Raw genomic sequence first — 17,566 nt, forward strand, 5'->3', positions numbered from 1 at the left:
TGCCGAGTGAGAGCTCGTGAGGTGATTCGTGGGTGATCTACCGGGTGACGGCGAGGAGAACGGTGCGCGGCCGCAGGTGCGTCTACACGTCCTGGGCGGACTGGCGGCCACGGTCGAAGGACGGCCGGTCGACCTGGGCGGGCTGCGGCAGCGGAGTTTGCTGGCGGCATTGAGCGCGGCGTACCCGCGGGAGGTGTCGGCGGACCGGCTGCTCGAGCAGGTGTGGCACGATGCGGCCGAACCCTCGGTCGGCTCACTGCATTTCGGGATCTCGAAGCTGCGCGATCGACTCGAGCCCGACCGGCGGCGCGGCGCGGCGGGCGTGATCGTCCGGTCCGCCACCAGCTACCAGTTGGATCTGGCCGCTGATCGGATCGACGCGCATCGCTTCACCGGGCATCTCGCGACGGCCGAAGCAGCCTGCGCCACCGGTGATTCCGCCTCCGCGCTGAGGGCCTACGCGGCTGCGCTCGACGAGTGGCGTGGCGCGCCGTACGCCGATATCGCCGATGCCGACTTCGTCCGGCCGGAGATCGCGCGGCTCACCGCGCTCGAGCTCCGGGCGCGAAAAGCGCTGGTGGAGTTGCGGCTCGACACCGGCCACGCCGAAGCCGCGCTGCTCGACGCGGAGGCCTTGGCGGTGGCGCATCCGCTCGACGAACGCGTCTGGGAGTTGACGGCGCTGGCCCGCTACCGGGCCGGACGCCAATCCGACGCGCTGGCGGCACTGCGGGATATCCGCGACCGGCTCGACACCGAGCTGGGTATCGAACCCGGGCTGCGGCTGCGTGAGCTGGAGACCGCCATCCTGCGCCACGACGAGGAGCTGCTGCGCGGATCGGAGGCCCCCGCCCGGGTTGTCGTCACCGTGCCCGAGACCGGCCCGGCCTGTCCCCTGCCGGTGCCGCGGACCCAATTGGTCGGCCGCACGGCCGAACTCGCCGACATCGGCCAGGCCGTGCGCGCCGCCCGCCTGGTGACGCTGGTCGGCACGGGCGGGGTCGGCAAGACCCGGCTCGCCGTCGAGACCTGCCGGAGGCTGCCCCGCGTGACGGGCTCCGCGGACGAGCCGTGGTGGGTCGATCTGGCCCCGGTCGAATCCGACGACCTGGTCGCGGCCACCATCGCCGAGTCGCTGCAGGTCCTCGGCGCGAGCACACCCGATCGCCTCGCCGAGGTCGTCGCGAACCGGGAAGGCCTACTGCTGCTGGACAATTGCGAACACGTCCTCGACGGGGTCGCCCCCGTGGTGCACACCCTCCTGCTGCGGTGCCCCGGCATCCGGGTCCTCGCCACCAGCCGCGAGCCGCTCGCGGTCGACGGCGAGCAGATCGTCGAGGTGCCGCCGCTCGACGAGTCCGACGCCGTCGAGCTGTTCGCCACGCGGGCGGCGGGCGTGGTGGCGGGCTGGTCATTGAACGAGTCGGTGCGCGAACCGGTCCGGCGCATCTGCGCCGACCTCGACGGCATCCCTCTCGCGGTGGAATTGGCCGCCGCGCAACTGCGGGTGCTGTCCGAGCAGCAGATCGCCGACGGCCTGGCCGACCGCTTCACGCTGCTCTCCGGAGGCGCCCGCACCGCGCCCGTGCGGCAGCGCCGCCTCGCCGACGCCATCGACTGGAGCTACCGGCTGCTCGACCCCGCAGAAGCCCGGCTGCTGCGCGACGTCGCGGTCTTCGCCGGAAGCTTCGACATCGACGCCGCCGCAGCCGTTCACGGCGTCTCGAATTCGATGGCCGTGCTGGCGCCGTTGACCGGCCTGGTACGCCGATCGCTGCTGCGGGTGCAGCCCGCGTCGTCGCCGCGCCGCTACCGGATGTTGCAGAGCATCCGCGAATTCGCGCTCGCCCGTTGCGAAGTCGACGAGCTGGAGCGGGTGCGCGCGGCGCACCGCCGCTGCGTGCTGAACCGGGCCGAGGCCGCCGCCATCCATCTGCGCGACGCGCGCTCGGCGGAGCTGTTGGACATACTCGGCGCGGATGTCGCCGAGCATCGGGCCGCCATCGCCTCCGCCTTCGCGGTCGGCGACCCCGGGTACGTGCTGCGGCTGGCCGCGGCGCTGCACTGGTTCTGGTACCGGCGCGGGTTCATCGCGGAAGGCATCGTGGCCATCACCGGCGCTCTCGACGCGACCTCAGCGCCCACGCACGGGGTCGAACCCGGCACGCTGTCCATGGCTCTCGGCGGGCTCGGCGGGCTGCGCTACCTGTCCGGCGATCCGCTGCGGGGCGCGGCGGTCACCGCGCGGGCCGAGCAGGTGGCGGCCGAGGCGGGCGATCTCGACACCGCCGCCTGGATGCGGTCGTGGACCACCTACCTGCGCGCGATCGCCGAGCCCACCGCCGAGGCGGCCGGCACCGCCTCGGCCGCTGTCGCCGCCGCCCGCGCGGACGCCAGACCGTGGCAGTTGGCGGAGGCGTTGATGATCGAGGGCATGATCCTGCGGTTCGGCAACCGTCCCGAGGAAGCGCGGGCAGCACTGCGGGAGGCGGTCGCGGTCGCCGATCGCTGCGGGCACCGCTGGTCGGGGGCTTCCGCGTCGTGGACGCTGGCCCGCTGTGCGCTGGACGCCGGTGACATCACCGACGCGCGGACCGGGTTGCGCACCATGCAGACCGCACTGGAACTGGACGGGGACGTGACGTCGTGGCTGGTGATGGTGCAGCTGGCCGGAGCGCTCGCGGCCCGCGGCGGCCGTCCCGGGGACGGTGCGCGGATGCTCGGAGCGGTGCGCGCCCTGGGTGGGCGGATCGGGTTCCTGCCGGAGGTGATGGATCCGGTCGACGCGGTCCGCGAGGCCACCGAGGTCCGGTCGGCGCTGTCGGAGGCCGAGTTCGAGGCAGGCGTGGCCGAAGGCGCGCTACTGACCCGCACCGAGGTGAACGACCTGGTCAGCGCCCTCGCCTCCGAGCCCGCCGGTGATGCTTGGCGGAAGCTAAGTTCGCGATAAGCGTCGTGCGGTCTCCTGAGTATCGATCAGCACCATCGACTTTCAGGAGCCCCATGTCCAGCGTCTTCGATCCGGCAGCGCCGACCGGTCTCGACCGACATCCGATTCCGGCCGCCACCGTCGTCGAACGCCTGCGCGCCGCCGTCGCCGGTGCCGTCCACACCCCCGGTGAGGACGGGTACGAGCGCTCGGCGGCCGGATTCAATGCCGCGATCGAGCACGCGGCCACGGCCGTCGTGGTGGCCAGCAGCGCCGCCGACGTCGCGGCCACCGTGCGCGTCGCCATCGAGACCGGCTACACCGTCGCAGTGCGGGCCACCGGTCACGGGGTGCTGCCGACACCCGCGGACAGCATCCTCGTCGACACCACCCTGCTCGACGCGATCTCGATCGACCGCGATCAGCGCACCGCGACCGTGGGTGCGGGCGTGCGCTGGCAGCAGGTCCTCGACGCCGCCGCGCCCTTCGGGCTGGCCGGGCTCGCCGGGTCCTCGACCAGCGTCGGTGTCGTCGGGTACACCCTCGGCGGTGGATTGGGCCCGATCGCGCGCACCTACGGTTTCGCCGCCGACCATGTCACCGCCATGGAGGTGGTGACCGCCGACGCGACCCTGCGCCGCGTCACCCCCGACACCGAACCCGAACTGTTCCGGGCCCTGCTGGGCGGCGGCGCGGCCTTCGGCATCGTCACCCAGATGACGTTCCGGCTCTTCCCGATCCACACCCTGTACGCCGGCAGTCTCACCTACCGCATCGAGGACGCGGCGGTCGTGCTGCGGGCATGGCGGAACTGGGTGGCGGCCGCGCCGGAGACGGTCACCAGTTCGGTCGCGATCCTGAATCTGCCGCCGCTGCCGGAGATTCCGGAACCGCTGCGCGGAGCCACGGTGCTGACCCTGCGCTACGCCCATGTCGGCGACGCCGACGAGGGGGCCGCACTGCTGGCGCCGCTGCGCCCGGTCGCCGCGCCATTGATGGATACCGTCGCCGAAATGCCATACACGGCTTTGGCTTCCATCCACAATGACCCGACCCATCCGATGCCCGCGCTGGACCGGGGGACGTTGCTGCGGGAACTGCCCGACGCCGCGCTCGACGCGCTGCTCGGGGCCGCTGTGGGGGCTCCGATCAACATGGCGGAGATCCGGGTGTACGGCGGCGCGATCGCGCGGGACCCGCAGTCGCTCAACACGATCGCGGGCCGTCACGCGGCGTATCAGGTCTTCGCCGTCGGCGTGCTGGCCCCACCGATCGCCGAACTGGTGCCCGCCGCGCTCGAGCGGGTGACCACGGCGATGGACCGGTGGAGTCTGAACGCCGCGACACCGAACTTCGGCCTGAATCCGCTCGGCGGGGCGACCGACACCTTGGCGGCCTGGACCGAGCCGCAGCGCGATCGCCTCGTCGACACGCGCCGCCGCTACGACCCGGCCGGGGTGTTCGCCCGGGCCGCGCGCTGGAACCTGCCGGTGCGCTGAGCTCCGGTTTTCCGTGCCGAGCGCCGACGGGACCTGCCGCTGGTCGAGAGACCCCGCGGGGTGCGGCAGGTCCCGCCGTCGCAACTTCTTACCCACCGGTAGGGTCTGCTGGCAGAATGACAGGGCGCTCCGGCGGCGGTGCGTGAACAAGGAGGTTGCGCGTGGCATTCGGTGATTTTCAGAACGAGATCTACTTCAACGGGCTGCGCGGGGTGGTGCCGGCGATGCCGGTGAGTTACGCGGATCTCGCCGAGCGGGCGCGGGCGGCGATGCCGCCGTCGGTGTACTCGTACGTGGCGGGCGGCGCGGGCGACGAGCGGACCCAGAATGCCAATGTGGCGGCGTTCGATCGGTGGGGGCTCATGCCGCGCATGTTCGTCGGGGCGAAAGAGCGCGACCTGTCCGTGGAGTTGTTCGGGAGCACCTGGGCCGCACCGGTTTTCATGGCGCCGGTCGGCGTGATCGGTTTGTGCGCGCAGGACGGGCACGGGGACCTGGCGACCGCGCGAGCGGCGGCGCGCACCGGGGTGCCGATGGTGGCGTCCACGCTGACCGTCGACCCGATGGAGGACGTCGCCGCCGAATTCGGCGACACCCCCGGCTTCTTCCAGCTCTACACCCCCACCGACCGTGACCTGGCCGCGAGCCTCGTCGAGCGCGCCGAGAAGGCCGGGTACAAGGGCATTGTCGTCACCCTCGACACCTGGGTGACCGGGTGGCGGCCGCGCGACCTGTCGACCGGCAACTTCCCGCAGCTGCGCGGACACTGCCTGGCCAACTACTTCACCGACCCGGTGTTCCGGGCGAGTCTGGCCAAGTCGCCCGAGGAGGATCCGCAGACGGCGATCCTGCGCTGGATCCAGGTCTTCGGCAACCCGCTCACCTGGGCCGATCTGCCGTGGCTGCGGTCACTGACCAAGCTGCCACTGATCGTGAAGGGCATCGGCCACCCCGATGACGCGCGCCGCGCCAAAGATCTGGGCGTCGACGGCATCTACTGCTCCAATCACGGTGGCCGCCAGGCCAATGGCGGGCTCCCCGCGCTGGACATGCTGCCGGGCGTGGTCGCGGCCGCGGACGGGCTGCCGGTGCTGTTCGACTCCGGGGTGCGGTCGGGCGCGGACATCATCAAGGCTTTGGCGCTGGGCGCGTCGGCGGTCGGCATCGGGCGGCCCTACGCGTACGGGCTGGCACTGGGCGGCGCGGACGGGATCGTGCACGTGCTGCGCACGCTGCTCGCGGAGGCGGATCTGATCATGGCGGTGGACGGGTATCCGACGCTGAAGGATCTGACGCCGGACGCACTGCGACCCGTCACGGTGTAGCGCGGCGATTCGGCACTGTGCACCAGCCGGACCCGCCCGGGTCCGGCAATCCGCCGAATTGCGTTGAAGGGCAATACTTCCTGTTACACGCAGGCAGTGTCCACCGTCCGCTCTCCCTCGCCGCCGTCAGTCCTGGATGCGGCGGAAGGGGCGCTCCGCCTCCAGGGTGTAGGCGAGTTCGAGCAGGGTGCGTTCGTCGCCGTGCGCGGCGGAGAACATCATGCCGATGGGGAGGCCCTCGGCGGACGCGCCCAGGGGCAGCGAAAGGGCCGGTGCGCCGGTCACATTCGCCAGCGGGGTGTAGGTGACGTAGTTCAGCAGCCGCTCGAAGACCTCGTCGAAGGGCTGGTCGGGGCTGAGGTAGCCGAGCGGCGGAGTCAGGCTCGCCAGGACCGGGGATACGACCAGTTCGATGTCGCGGAAGGACGCGGCGTAGGCCTGACGCAGGCGGGCGAGGCGGTACAGGACCGCGGGCGAGCGCAACGCTGAGCCGCGGAAGCGGTCGGCCAGGCCGCGGGTGAACGGGTCCAGGCGGGCGGCGTCGAAGGTGCGGTCGAGGGTGAGTTTGCCGGTGCGGCCCAACAGGAATGCCAGCATCGCCCAGTAGGTGGCGAAGTCATCGGCGAAGCCACGTCCCACTGGGTAGGCGATCGGGCGCACCTCGTGGCCGAGACTCTCGAGCAGTGTGATGGTGTCGTCGTGGACCGCCCGCACCTGCGGGTCGAGGGTGGCCCCGGTGATGGGTTCGGTCAGCACCCCGATGCGCAGGCGGCGCTGGGCGGGACCCTCCACGAGGCCGACCGGCGGCAACGACGGATTGCGCCAGAAGCGTTCGGCGGCCGCGAAATACGTGGCGGTGTCGCGGACCGTGCGGGTGAGAACACCCTCCGACACCAGATTGATCGGCATGGACCGGGCCTGCGGTCCGTCGATATGACGGCCCCGCGTCGGCTTCAACCCGACCAGACCGCAGCAGGCGGCGGGGATGCGGATCGAGCCGCCACCGTCATTTCCGTGCGCGATCGGCACCACACCCGCCGCGACCATGGCCGCTGCGCCACCCGAGGACGCCCCGGAGGAGTACCCGGTATCCCATGGATTGCGCGTCGGCGCGGCCGCGACGAACTCGGTGGTCGCGTTCAACCCGAACTCCGGCAGCGTGGTCTTGCCGAGCACGCTCATCCCGGTGCTGAGGAACTGTTTCGTGAAGGGGCCGTGCGCTTTCGCCGCCTGCGCCCGCCATGCCACACTGCCGTGCTGTGTCGGCAGCCCGGCCACATCGGTGTTGTCCTTGACGTAGGTGGGCACGCCATAGAGCAACGCATCCCGCTCCCCCGACGCCAGCGGCGTATCCACATCCACCACCAACGCGTTCAACTCCGGATTCACCCGAGCCGCCCGCTCCCGGGCCGCCTTGGCCACCTCGGCGGCACTGAGCTCCCCCCGCCGGATCAACCCGGCGATCGCGACGCCATCGTGCTCGCCGAGCGCATCATCGCCGAAGCCGTGAACTCGCGTCACCATCCGGGCCTCCTCATCGACTCTCCCGACTGAGCCCGACCGTACCCCTGGACTGGACGTACGAACAGAAGATGGCGGGTGGACGCCCACTCATGACCGGTTCTGCACCTGAATGTCCGGTTTTACACCCACCGGTCGAATCATCCGGGCTGATGCACGCGCACCCGGCTCACCCCACCCCGAGACAGGAAACCCTGCGGCGGCCCCGGGAAGCGGCCAGACTGTGCGCATGGTTCTGGTGCCGGGGGCAGTTTTCGCCGGATTCACGATCGAAGCGTTGCTCGGCAGCGGGGGCATGGGTGAGGTTTACCGGGCACGACATCCCCGATTGCCTCGGCAGGTCGCGATCAAGGTTCTCACCGATGTCGCGGCCCGAGATGCCTCCTTCCGCCTGCGCTTCGATCGTGAAGGCGCGCTGGCGGCTCGCGTCAACCACCGCAACCTGGTGACCGTCTACGACCGCGGCGTCGAAGGCGACCGGCCGTGGATCTGCATGGAATACGTTCCCGGACACGACGTCTCCACCCTGGTCCGCCGGGGCCCGCTGGCGGTCGAGCAGGCCGTCTACATCGTCGGGCAGGCCGCGCTGGGTATCGACCACGCCCATCGCCAGGATCTGCTGCACCGCGACATCAAGCCCGCCAACATCCTGGTGGCCCCCCGCCGATCGCTTCGTCACCGCCCGCGAACTGTCCGACGCCGCAACCGCAGTCCTCGACTCCCACCGCCCGGTCCCGTCTCGACCGCCAGTGCAGTACGCCCCACCACCGTCCGCGACGACCATCGCGCGAACACCCCCGGAGACCCGTCCGACCCAACCACCCGCCCTACCGAGGGCCACCGCCGAGCCGCCTCCTCCTACACCCCTCCGCACCCCGCCCAGCAGCGAAACCCCAGGAAGAGGAAATCCCGTCGCTGATGCGCCACTCCGCGCGCGGGCACGGCGGCGGCGATGGGTGGAGGCGGGCGTCCTGGTGTCCATCGCGGTGGTTCTCGCCGCGATTGCCGTGGGCTACAACATGATTCGGTCGCAGTTCTATGTCGGCGTGGACGCCGGGAAGGTGGTGGTGTTGCGGGGGTCGCCCGGCACCGTACTGGGTTTCACGATCCGGGAAGTGGACGGGGCAGCCTGTGTCACCCGGAGCGGTGAGCTGACGGTGCTCGACAGTGGTCGCGGGTTTCCGGCCGGGTGTGCCGAGCTGACGCGGTCCGATCTGACGGCGTCGGCGCGTGCGAGCGTCGACGGCGGGCTGCCGCCGGGGAACCGGGGTGAGGCGATGCAGGCCCTGCAGGCGCTGGTGAAGTCCGGGCTGCTGCCGCCCTGCGACAGCGCGGCGTCGCCGGGGTCGACACCTCCGGTCGCGCCGCCGACCACGACCACGGTTCCCGCACCCACGCTGGGAGCGCCGGCGGCCACGACCGCGCCGGTCACGACGGGGCAGAACTGCCGTTCCACCAACTGACCCCGACCCCGCTCACGCCCGTTCGGGGATGGACGCCGAACCTGCCGACGGCTCGGCGTCCATCCCCTGCGTTCTCAGCGATCAGGCCGGGTCGAGGCTCTTCAGCGCCCCGATGATGAAGCTGTTGACCGCGTCGGGGCGTTCGAGTTGGACGAGGTGGCCGGCACCGGGGACGTCGACGACCTCGCGGAGGTCGGTGACGTTGGCGCGCAATGTGGCGAGGGGGTCGCGGCCGGAGAAGCCTTCCATGTCCGGGTCGTTCTCGCCGTAGAGGAAGTAGGTGGGGACTTCCACCTTGGCGTCGGCGTAGGCCTCGGTGAGTTCCCAGTTGCGGTCGAGGTTGCGGTACCAGTTGAGGCCGCCGGTGAAGCCGGTGCGCTCGAAATCGGCGACCAGGGTGTCGAATTCGGCCTGGGACAGCCACGGCCAGGGCAGGGCGGGGGCCTGCGGGAGGACGTCGAGGTAGCCGAGGCCGGGCGGGTTCTTCCAGGTGTCGAGGTAGTGGTAGTCGCCGGAGAGGGAGTAGTAGACCCGGGCCAGGAAGCCGCGCGGGTCGGCGGCGAGCTCGCCGTCGGCGACGCCGGGGGTCTGGAAATAGGACAGGTGCAGGAAGTGGCGTTCGGCCGCTTTGGTCCAGAAGGCCGACGGCGGGCGCGGGGGCCGCGGGGCGAACGGGTTGTTCAGGACGACGACGCCGGCGACCCGTTCGGGGGCGCGCAGACTCAGTTCCCACACCAGTTGCGCGCCGAAGTCGAGGCCGACGAAGACGGCCTTTTCCGCGCCGATGTCGTCGAGCAGGGCCATGAGGTCGCCGATGACGGCGGCGTTGGTGTAGGCCTCGGGGTCCGCGGGGGCCTCGGTGCGGCCGTATCCGCGCAGGTCGGGGGCCAGGGCACGGTAGCCCGCGGCGGCGACCGCGTCGAGCTGGTGGTGCCACATGTACCAGGTGTGCGGGAACCCGTGACAGAAGACGACCGGGAAGCCCTCGCCCTGATCCGCGACATGCAGGCGGACCTCCCCGGTGTCGATCGTCCGATGCGTCAGTTCCACTCCGCCTCCAATTTCTAGAACACGTTCCTATTTCAAGGTAATGTCCAGAGGTCGTGAGCGAAATACCCAAGATTCTCGCCGGAAAGGTCGCGGTGGTGACCGGGGCCAGCCGGGGCATCGGCAAGGGCATCGCCCTGGAGCTGGGCGCGGCCGGGGCGACCGTGTACGTCACCGGGCGCACCGTCACGCCCGGACACCTGCCGGGCACCGTCTCCGCGACGGCCGCCGAGATCGACGCCCTCGGCGGGCACGGGGTCGCGGTGGTCTGCGATCACCGCGACGACGCCGCGGTGGAGAAACTCTTCGCGCAGATCCGCGACGAGCAGGGCCGCCTGGACGTCCTGGTCAACAATGTCTACAACTCCCCGGCCTCGGCGCGCTGGATCGGGCGCAAGTTCTGGGAGGTGCCGCCGAAGGCCTGGGACGAGGGCTTCGACATCGGCGTCCGATCCCATTACGTGGCCAGCGTTTTCGCCGCACCCCTGCTCATCGAGTCGCAGGGGCTGATCGTGAGCGTGTCCTCCCCCGGCGCGGTCCGCCACATGCACAACGCGGTCTACGGGGTCGGCAAGACCGCCGTGGACCGGCTCACCGCCGACATGGCCCACGACCTCGAGGGCACCGGCACCACCGCGGTGTCGATCTGGCCGGGCATCGTCAATACCGAACTGCTGCAGCTGGTTCCGGCCGATGCCCAGGGCCGCCGCCTGGTCACCCTGCCCGGCGAGGGCACCTTCGACCTGGATCAGGCCGAGACCCCGCACTTCGCCGGTCGCGCCGTCACCGCCCTGGCCGCGGACCCGGATCGCCTGGCGCGCACCGGGAAAGCCTGGAAGGTCGCCGACCTGGCGCAGGCGTACGGCTTCACCGATATCGACGGCCGCGTCCCGCGCGCCGACTAGACACAACGAATTACGTTCCCGAAGAACAGGAGTGGACAACCCAATGCGACGCGTTTTCGTCGTCGGCGTGAACATGACGCCGTTCGTCAAGATCGGTTCCCGCGAGTGGACCTACCCGCAGATGGTCGCCGAGGCCGTGAACGGCGCGCTGAAGGACGCGGGCGTCACCTATGACCAGGTGCAGCGCGCCGCGGTCGGCTACGTCTTCCAGCCCTCGGCCGCCGGTCAGCGGGCGCTCTACGACATCGGTCTCACCGGCATCCCGGTCGTGAACGTGAACAACAACTGCGCGACCGGCTCCACCGCGCTCATGTTCGCCCGCGAGTGGGTCGCCTCCGGCATCACCGATGTCGCCCTGGCCGTCGGCTTCGAGCAGATGACCAAGGAGGCCATGGCGGGCCCGGCCACCAAGCCGAAGGTCACCACGGTCGACCACCACCTGAAGGTGAACAAGGAGCTCTTCGAGTTCTCGGCCGCGCCGATCACCACCCAGTTCTTCGGCAATGCCGCCATCGAGCACATGAAGCGCTACGGCACCACCCCCGAGCAGCTGGCCGCGGTCGCGGTGAAGAACCACCAGCACTCGACCAACAACCCGCTGGCGCAGTTCCAGGACGCGTACACCCTCGAGCAGGTCCTCGGCGACAAGCCGGTGCACGGCCCGCTGACCCGCTCGCAGTGCTCGCCCATGTCCGACGGCGCGGCCGCCGCGGTCGTGGTGAGCGAGGAGTTCGTGAAGGCCAACGGTCTCGAGGACCAGGCCATCGAGATCCTGGCCCAGGAGCTGGCCACCGACGACGGCACCTCCTTCTCCACCGGCTCCATGATCGACGTGGTGGGCGCGCCCATGACCCGCGCCGCGTCGTCGAAGGTGTTCTCGCGCGCCGGGATCACCGTCAACGACGTCGACGTGATCGAGCTGCACGACTGCTTCTCCATCAACGAGCTGATCACCTACGAGGCGCTGGGCATGTGCGGCGAAGGCGAGTCCGGAGCCCTGGTCGAGTCGGGCGCGACGACCTACGGTGGCACCTGGGTGGTCAACCCGTCCGGCGGCCTGATCTCCAAGGGCCACCCGCTCGGCGCGACCGGCCTGGCGCAGTGCACCGAATTGAGCTGGCAGCTGCGCGGACTCGCGGGCGATCGTCAGGTCGCGGGCGCGCGCACCGCACTGGCGCACAATCTGGGCCTGGGCGGCGCGGTCGTCGTCACCCTGTACTCGGCCTACACCGCGTGACCATCGGATGAATTGAGAACCCCATGAGTGCAATCGATCCCGACACCATGCTCCGGCTGCCCGTGCACAACGGGCACGCCCTGGTGGCCGGGCTGAAGCGGCATCGCAACCGTCCGGTGCTCACCCTCGGCGACCACATCCTCACCGGCGGTGAGGTGCTCGACGGCATGAGCCGCTACATCGACGCCTTCGCCGAACACGGCGTCACCACCGGCACCCCGGTCGGCGTGCTCGCCCTGAACCGGCCCGAGGTGCTGTTCACCATCGGCGCCGGTCAGATCGTGGGCTCGCGGCGCACCGCGCTGCACCCGATCGGCGGCCTGGACGATCACGCGTATGTGCTTGCCGACGCGGGCATCTCGACGCTGATCCTGGACCCGGTGCCGGCGTTCGTGCAGCGTGCCCGCGAACTGGTCGACATGGTGCCGACGCTGACCAAGATCCTGGTGCTGGGCCCGGTGCCCGAGCAGCTCGCCGACGTCGGCGTGGACATCCTGGCCGCCGCCGACAAGTACGAGCCGCGGGCGGTCGAGGCGACCGAACTGCTGCCCTCGGATGTCATCTCGATCAGCTACACCGGCGGCACCACCGGCAAGCCCAAGGGTGTCATCGGCACGGCGCTGACCATGAACACCATGACGCAGATCCAGCTCTCCGAGTGGGAATGGCCCAAGCAGCCGAAATTCCTGATCTGCACCCCGCTCTCGCACGCGGGCGCGGCGTTCTTCCTGCCGGTCGTGCTGCTGGGCGGGCAGTGCGTGGTGCTGCCGCGTTTCGACGCGGGCGAGGTGCTGCGCGCGATCGAGGAGCACAAGATCTCGGCGACCATGCTGGTGCCGTCGATGCTGTACGCGCTGCTCGACCACCCGGACTCCAAGACGCGGGACCTGTCCTCGCTGGAGACCGTGTACTACGGCGCGTCCGCGATCGACCCGAATCGGTTGCAGGAGGCCATCGATCGGTTCGGGCCCATCTTCGCCCAGTACTTCGGGCAGTCCGAGGCGCCGATGGCGATCAGCTACCTGGGCAAGGACGAGCACGACAAGGCGCGGCTCACCTCGTGCGGCCGCCCGTCGACCGCGGTGCGCGTGGCGCTGCTCGACGGTGAGGACAAGCAGGTTCCCCAGGGCGAGGTCGGCGAGATCTGCGTCTCCGGGCCGCTGCTCGCGGGCGGGTACCTGAACCTGCCCGAGGTCACCGCGGACACCTTCAAGAACGGGTGGCTGCGCACCGGTGACCTGGCACGTCAGGACGAGGACGGATTCCTGTTCATCGTCGGGCGTTCCAAGGACATGGTCGTCACCGGCGGGTTCAACGTGTTCCCCCGGGAGGTGGAAGACGTTGTCTCCGAGCACACTCTGGTGCACGAGGTCGCGGTCGTCGGCGTGCCGGATCCGCAGTGGGGCGAGGCGGTGACCGCGGTGCTCGTGCTCGATCCCGCCACCGCCGCCGATCCCGCCGCGGTCGAGACCGTCACCGCCGAGATCCAGGCCGCGGTCAAGCAGCGCAAGGGTTCCGTGCAGGTGCCCAAGCACGTGATCGTGATCGAGCGGCTGCCGTTGACCGGTCTGGGCAAGCCGGACAAGAAAGCGATCCGGGTCCTGGCGGCCGAGCGCCTCGGCATCGCCTGATCACCCCGCGGGCGTCCGGCTAGGCGAACCTGCGGGTTCGGATCAGCCGGGCGCCCCGGCGGGCGCTGTCCACGCCCGCCTCCACCACGGCGCGGGTCACGAAGTGGCCCAACGCCGTTGCCACGAACACCGCGGCGATCAGCACCGGGGCCCAGTTCCAGCTCAACGCCAGCATCATGCGGTCGAAGGTGCCGCGCGGCTGCACCACCGGCTCCCACGAGTTCAACCGCACCCAGCGGCCCAGGAAAACGCCTACCGCGCACAGCAAATGGACCGCGAGGGTCACCGGGGTTCGCCACGCGGCCAGTCCGCGCGCCTCCAGGAAGCGGCCCATCTCGGCCAGCACCAGGTAGTAGGCGACGAATCCGGACACGATGAACACGCCGTACACCGGCAGAATCGTCGTCACCACCGGGCCGTTGCCCGCGGCGCGGATGTCGTCGCGCAGATGCACCAGATCGGTCACCACGTACGGCGCGTTCGGCAGGAACAGCAGCAACAGCACCACACCGGCCCACCAGAACGGCGAAATCGGCAGTCGTCGTTCGTCTTCGGGCGGGCGCCGGAACACCAGCAGCGCCAACGCCACCGGGATCCAGGCCAGCACGGTGTTCCACACCATCCAGAACAGATTGCGGTCCAGCACCCCCGCGAGGCTCGGCGCGACCGTTTTCACCGGGTCCATTTGTTCATGATGCCTTGTGCGGCGCGCCCCGTCCCGCGTGTCGAGGACACCGGTTCGGCAACACCCTCGCGATCAGCGCACTCGGACAGCGATTTCCGCGATGTATTTGAGGACGAGTTTGGCAATCGGCCGCCACGCGTTCTCGGCGACTTCGCGCACGGCGGTCTTCTCGAAGGTCTTCAGTCCGTTCGTGCCGCCGAGGTCGCGTTCGATCGCCTTCCACAGCGGCCGGCATTCGGACGCGACCACGAGCTTGGGTGCGGCATCGAAGAAGGATGCGGGGCGGCTGTGGTCGCCCAATTCCTCGAAGATGCCCGACGCGCCGCGCGCGCAGCTCTGCACGTCGGAGAAACGATTGGCGAAGCCGAGGCCGAGCTTCTCGATACCGGTCTTCGCCAGCGCACCGGCCAGGGTCGTCACGCTGCTGGCCGAATAGTCCATCGCGATGCGCACGCTGGACCCGCCGGTCGCACGAACAGATCCATTGGGCGCCACCAGAACCGATCCATCGGTCGCGGCCGCGGTGGGGACGAGCTCGGCTGTCAGGCCGCTGACCGCATCGGCGGCGGTGACTGTCGGCAGGAACGCCTGCAGACGTGGATTCCCGATGCCGGGCGAGACCCGCAGGACACCCTCGGAGGTGTTGGTGATGACCCAGATTCGCGCCGAGGCCCGCACCGCCGGGTCGCCCGCACAGACCCGGTAGGAGTCCTCCCATCCGGCGAGCACCTTGACCACCCGCAGCGCGGGGCACGGCGTACCGTCCTCGCCGGGCAGCGGAACCGCGCGTGCGGTCACCGGCGTGAGGATCACGGCGCCGAATGTCGTGGCACCGATCAACAGGGCGGCGGCCGATTTGACCATCATCAGAGGCTCCTCGGTTGTCTGTGATGATCATCGGCGCCGGGGACCGGACGGGCACGAGTAGCCGACTACCTGCCCGGGGTTTGCGGCCGTTGTGGCAACACGCCCGCGATCGACGCGCCCGGGTTCGACTCGAAACTGTGGTCGACAGGTGGCGACCAGCTGTTTTACGATCGTATTATGCGGCCGTGGGATATGAGATTCCCGAGTGGGCCCTCGAAGTCGCGGCCCGGCTCGGTATCGCGCCGGAAGAGGTCCTGCGGGTCCTCACCGGACCCGGCCGGCGCTGGCCGCGACCGGTGCGCGGGACGGGCGGACTACCCGCCCTCATGATCATCGGCCGCACCGGCGCCGGGCTGCCGCTCGCGGTGGTGGTTCGCCCGCTGTCGCAGTGGGACCAGCAGGTCATCGGCGTCCGGCCGGTGACCGGACGGCTTCTCGCCCAGTTCGAACAATGGGAGGCGGACCATGAGTGACCATCCGGACCAGGGGTACCCGAACACGGCGGCCGAGGCGCGCGATTTCCTCGACAGCCTCACCTTCGACGAGGACGCGCCCGAACCCGACCTCCCCGGCCCCGACACCCCCGTCACGGTGCTGCGCACGGTCCGGCTCCCCTACGCCATGGATCAACGCATCCGGGCCGAGGCCGACCACCGCGGCGTCAGCATGTCCGACCTGATCCGCGACTTCCTCACCATCGAGCTGGCCGCCCTCGACGACGACACCCCCATCAGCCGTGCCGACGCCCGCCGCGCCCTGTCGGCGGCTCTGGCGAATCTCTCACCGGTCCACGGTCATCGGAGCTGACATGACGAATCGCCCGGGCACCTTCACGGGTGCCCGGGCGATTTCGGAAGCTGTGGACTTAGGAGAACTTGATTTCGAGCCCGATCCCGAGGATCGAGATCAGCCAGATGACGCCGAGGAAGATGGTGATCCGGTCGAGGTTCTTCTCGACGACAGTGGAACCCGACAGGCTCGACTGCACTCCACCACCGAAGAGGCTGGACAGACCTCCGCCCTTGGCGCGGTGCAACAGCACCAGCAGCACCAGCAGCACGCTGGTGATAACTAGGAGGATATCCAGGAACATCCGCATACCGGAGAGTGTATGCGGTGCTTGTCGGTATCAACGAATCAGCCCTGGTCGCGCCGACGGGAAAGATCAACGCCGATCGATCGCCCACTCGGCGCGGTAGTCACGGTGGTCGGACCAGAGGGCCGCCATCTCACGCACGGTAGGGCACGGCCAGGCCACCGTGCCATCGTCGCTGGAGGCGTCAGCGACACGGCACACCGAACACCGATGGTGCTCGTCCGGCGCGTGCTCGCCGAAGATCAGCCGCAGCACGGCCACGTGCCGCAGCGTCTGTTTCGGGGTCAGCACGCCCGGCACGAACACCGCCGACGGGGCGGTGCGACTGTGTTTGGGTCGCACGAGACGAACCCACTGGTATTCGATCTCGCGGCCGGAGTCCCGGAAGTCGTGCTCCAGTTGCAGCGCGAACTCTGCGGCTTCCTGCTGCTGCTCGAGTCGCCGGTCGATGAACTGCTCGATGGTCATCATCGCCGGACCATCCACAAGACGGTCGCGATCACGACCAGAGCAGCCCACAGCACCCAATAGAGCGAGCTAGCGCCCACGGCGACGAGCACCGCGGCAGAGACGGCGAGCACTACGACCGTGGAAGTGCGCATGATCGATTGTCTCTCACCACACCCGATATGCCGCGAAGGCCCGGAGACGACGGTGCCGCGGCGCTCGATGATGAGTCGAAGGCATTGCGTTGATCCGTCAACCTAGACGACCCCACTCGGTGAGCCGTAGTAGCACCACTCGTCGTCGCAGGACTCGAGACTGTAGGCAACGACTTGCTGATGCCCCTCCGGGCCCTCTACTTCGAGGGCCGTGGGCTCACAGTCACTGCAGTCCGCGGCGTCTGCGGCGACGGAAGCCGGCGGCTGAGACGATTCGCTGCCTGCCCGGTTGCGGCGCCGCCGGAGCAGCGACGCCGTTTCGACTACTTTGCCGGTCTCGTCCACCGTGCGGACTTCCATCTTGATTGCTGTCGTGATCGTCGTAGTGCCATCCGTATTGCGGACGCTCCGCGTGGTCCATTCCGGCGTAGGCGGATATTTCAGCGACATCTGACGCGCTCCTTCGAATCGACCGGTGCTGGTTCGCTGTCTATGCGCGCGTGCGGCTCGGCGGAGGTGTGAAACCTTTCGGCCACACGGTTGGAGCGGTGTAGAAGATGTCGTCCAGTGTCGCACCTCGCGGAAGACAGAGAACTCGAATCCCAAGCTCTGAGGCTCAACACCGCTAGCAACGGGTTCCGGCCGACCTGACCGGTTTATCTTCCATCGCAGACGCACGAGATGCACCGACCCGCGGTAGGTCGTCGCGGGCCAACCGTGACTTGTCTCGATCGAGGACGCTCAGGTTCGGCGGCGGCG

Annotated in this window: 16 protein-coding genes; 10 read left to right on the forward strand and 6 right to left on the reverse strand. The window is 69.7% G+C overall.

Features of this window, described 5'->3' with window-relative positions; genetic code table 11:
- The first annotated feature begins 28 nt into the window (after positions 1-28).
- The 3 genes from ABZ382_RS03055 (at position 29) to ABZ382_RS03065 (ending at position 5,753) form a co-directional block, all read left to right on the forward strand.
- On the forward strand, positions 29-2,950 hold the full coding sequence (locus ABZ382_RS03055) for a BTAD domain-containing putative transcriptional regulator (RefSeq protein ID WP_357083087.1): 2,922 nt from the start codon (positions 29-31) through the stop codon (positions 2,948-2,950).
- A 53-nt stretch (positions 2,951-3,003) separates the two neighbouring features.
- Positions 3,004-4,428 carry an FAD-binding oxidoreductase gene (locus ABZ382_RS03060; protein WP_357083090.1) on the forward strand — a complete coding sequence of 475 codons (1,425 nt, stop codon included), beginning with the start codon at positions 3,004-3,006 and terminating at the stop codon, positions 4,426-4,428.
- Between the two features lie 161 nt (positions 4,429-4,589).
- A complete protein-coding gene (locus ABZ382_RS03065) occupies positions 4,590-5,753 on the forward strand; it encodes a lactate 2-monooxygenase (protein WP_357083093.1) in 1,164 nt (387 codons plus the stop codon).
- Positions 5,754-5,879: 126 nt separating this feature from the next.
- Here the strand turns inward: ABZ382_RS03065 and ABZ382_RS03070 are convergent, their stop codons facing one another.
- A complete protein-coding gene (locus tag ABZ382_RS03070; RefSeq protein ID WP_357083096.1) occupies positions 5,880-7,277 on the reverse strand; it encodes an amidase in 1,398 nt (465 codons plus the stop codon).
- Positions 7,278-7,503: 226 nt separating this feature from the next.
- On the opposite strand from ABZ382_RS03070, the gene ABZ382_RS03075 reads away from it, so the two are divergent.
- Both ABZ382_RS03075 and ABZ382_RS03080 read left to right on the forward strand, forming a co-directional pair.
- On the forward strand, positions 7,504-8,193 hold the full coding sequence (locus ABZ382_RS03075; RefSeq protein WP_357083099.1) for a serine/threonine-protein kinase: 690 nt from the start codon (positions 7,504-7,506) through the stop codon (positions 8,191-8,193).
- Between the two features lie 37 nt (positions 8,194-8,230).
- Positions 8,231-8,737 (forward strand): hypothetical protein, encoded by a 507-nt coding sequence (locus ABZ382_RS03080; protein ID WP_357083102.1) that lies wholly within the window; start codon positions 8,231-8,233, stop codon positions 8,735-8,737.
- Between the two features lie 81 nt (positions 8,738-8,818).
- On the opposite strand, the gene ABZ382_RS03085 is transcribed toward ABZ382_RS03080, so the two are convergent.
- On the reverse strand, positions 8,819-9,787 hold the full coding sequence (locus tag ABZ382_RS03085; RefSeq protein ID WP_357083104.1) for an alpha/beta hydrolase: 969 nt from the start codon (positions 9,785-9,787) through the stop codon (positions 8,819-8,821).
- 53 nt (positions 9,788-9,840) lie between these two features.
- On the opposite strand from ABZ382_RS03085, the gene ABZ382_RS03090 reads away from it, so the two are divergent.
- The 3 genes from ABZ382_RS03090 to fadD8 are packed head-to-tail and all read left to right on the forward strand — an operon-like array spanning position 9,841 to position 13,557.
- On the forward strand, positions 9,841-10,689 hold the full coding sequence (locus ABZ382_RS03090; protein ID WP_357083107.1) for an SDR family NAD(P)-dependent oxidoreductase: 849 nt from the start codon (positions 9,841-9,843) through the stop codon (positions 10,687-10,689).
- Positions 10,690-10,732: 43 nt separating this feature from the next.
- On the forward strand, positions 10,733-11,926 hold the full coding sequence (locus tag ABZ382_RS03095; RefSeq protein ID WP_357083109.1) for a Nonspecific lipid-transfer protein: 1,194 nt from the start codon (positions 10,733-10,735) through the stop codon (positions 11,924-11,926).
- A gap of 23 nt (positions 11,927-11,949) precedes the next feature.
- Positions 11,950-13,557 carry a fatty-acid--CoA ligase FadD8 gene (fadD8, locus tag ABZ382_RS03100; protein ID WP_357083112.1) on the forward strand — a complete coding sequence of 536 codons (1,608 nt, stop codon included), beginning with the start codon at positions 11,950-11,952 and terminating at the stop codon, positions 13,555-13,557.
- 19 nt (positions 13,558-13,576) lie between these two features.
- Here fadD8 and ABZ382_RS03105 read toward each other — a convergent pair whose 3' ends face one another.
- The gene (locus ABZ382_RS03105; protein WP_357083115.1) at positions 13,577-14,242 is read right to left on the reverse strand and encodes a DUF1361 domain-containing protein; all 666 of its coding nucleotides are present in this window, start codon (positions 14,240-14,242) and stop codon (positions 13,577-13,579) included.
- A 72-nt stretch (positions 14,243-14,314) separates the two neighbouring features.
- Positions 14,315-15,109, reverse strand: a complete 795-nt coding sequence (locus ABZ382_RS03110; RefSeq protein WP_357083118.1) for a hypothetical protein — start codon at positions 15,107-15,109, stop codon at positions 14,315-14,317.
- 185 nt (positions 15,110-15,294) lie between these two features.
- On the opposite strand from ABZ382_RS03110, the gene ABZ382_RS03115 reads away from it, so the two are divergent.
- The gene (locus ABZ382_RS03115) at positions 15,295-15,582 is read left to right on the forward strand and encodes a hypothetical protein (RefSeq protein ID WP_357083121.1); all 288 of its coding nucleotides are present in this window, start codon (positions 15,295-15,297) and stop codon (positions 15,580-15,582) included.
- Entirely contained in the window at positions 15,575-15,916 is a 342-nt protein-coding gene (locus tag ABZ382_RS03120) for a hypothetical protein (protein ID WP_357083123.1), read from the forward strand. The genes ABZ382_RS03115 and ABZ382_RS03120 overlap by 8 nt, the downstream gene beginning before the upstream one ends.
- A 58-nt stretch (positions 15,917-15,974) precedes the next feature.
- Here ABZ382_RS03120 and secG read toward each other — a convergent pair whose 3' ends face one another.
- Positions 15,975-16,208 (reverse strand): preprotein translocase subunit SecG, encoded by a 234-nt coding sequence (gene secG / locus ABZ382_RS03125; protein WP_154789531.1) that lies wholly within the window; start codon positions 16,206-16,208, stop codon positions 15,975-15,977.
- A gap of 66 nt (positions 16,209-16,274) precedes the next feature.
- Positions 16,275-16,676 (reverse strand): DUF6221 family protein, encoded by a 402-nt coding sequence (locus ABZ382_RS03130; protein ID WP_357083128.1) that lies wholly within the window; start codon positions 16,674-16,676, stop codon positions 16,275-16,277.
- Between the last annotated feature and the right edge of the window lie 890 nt (positions 16,677-17,566).

Source organism: Nocardia sp. NPDC005825 (genome assembly GCF_040630175.1).
GTDB lineage: Bacteria > Actinomycetota > Actinomycetes > Mycobacteriales > Mycobacteriaceae > Nocardia.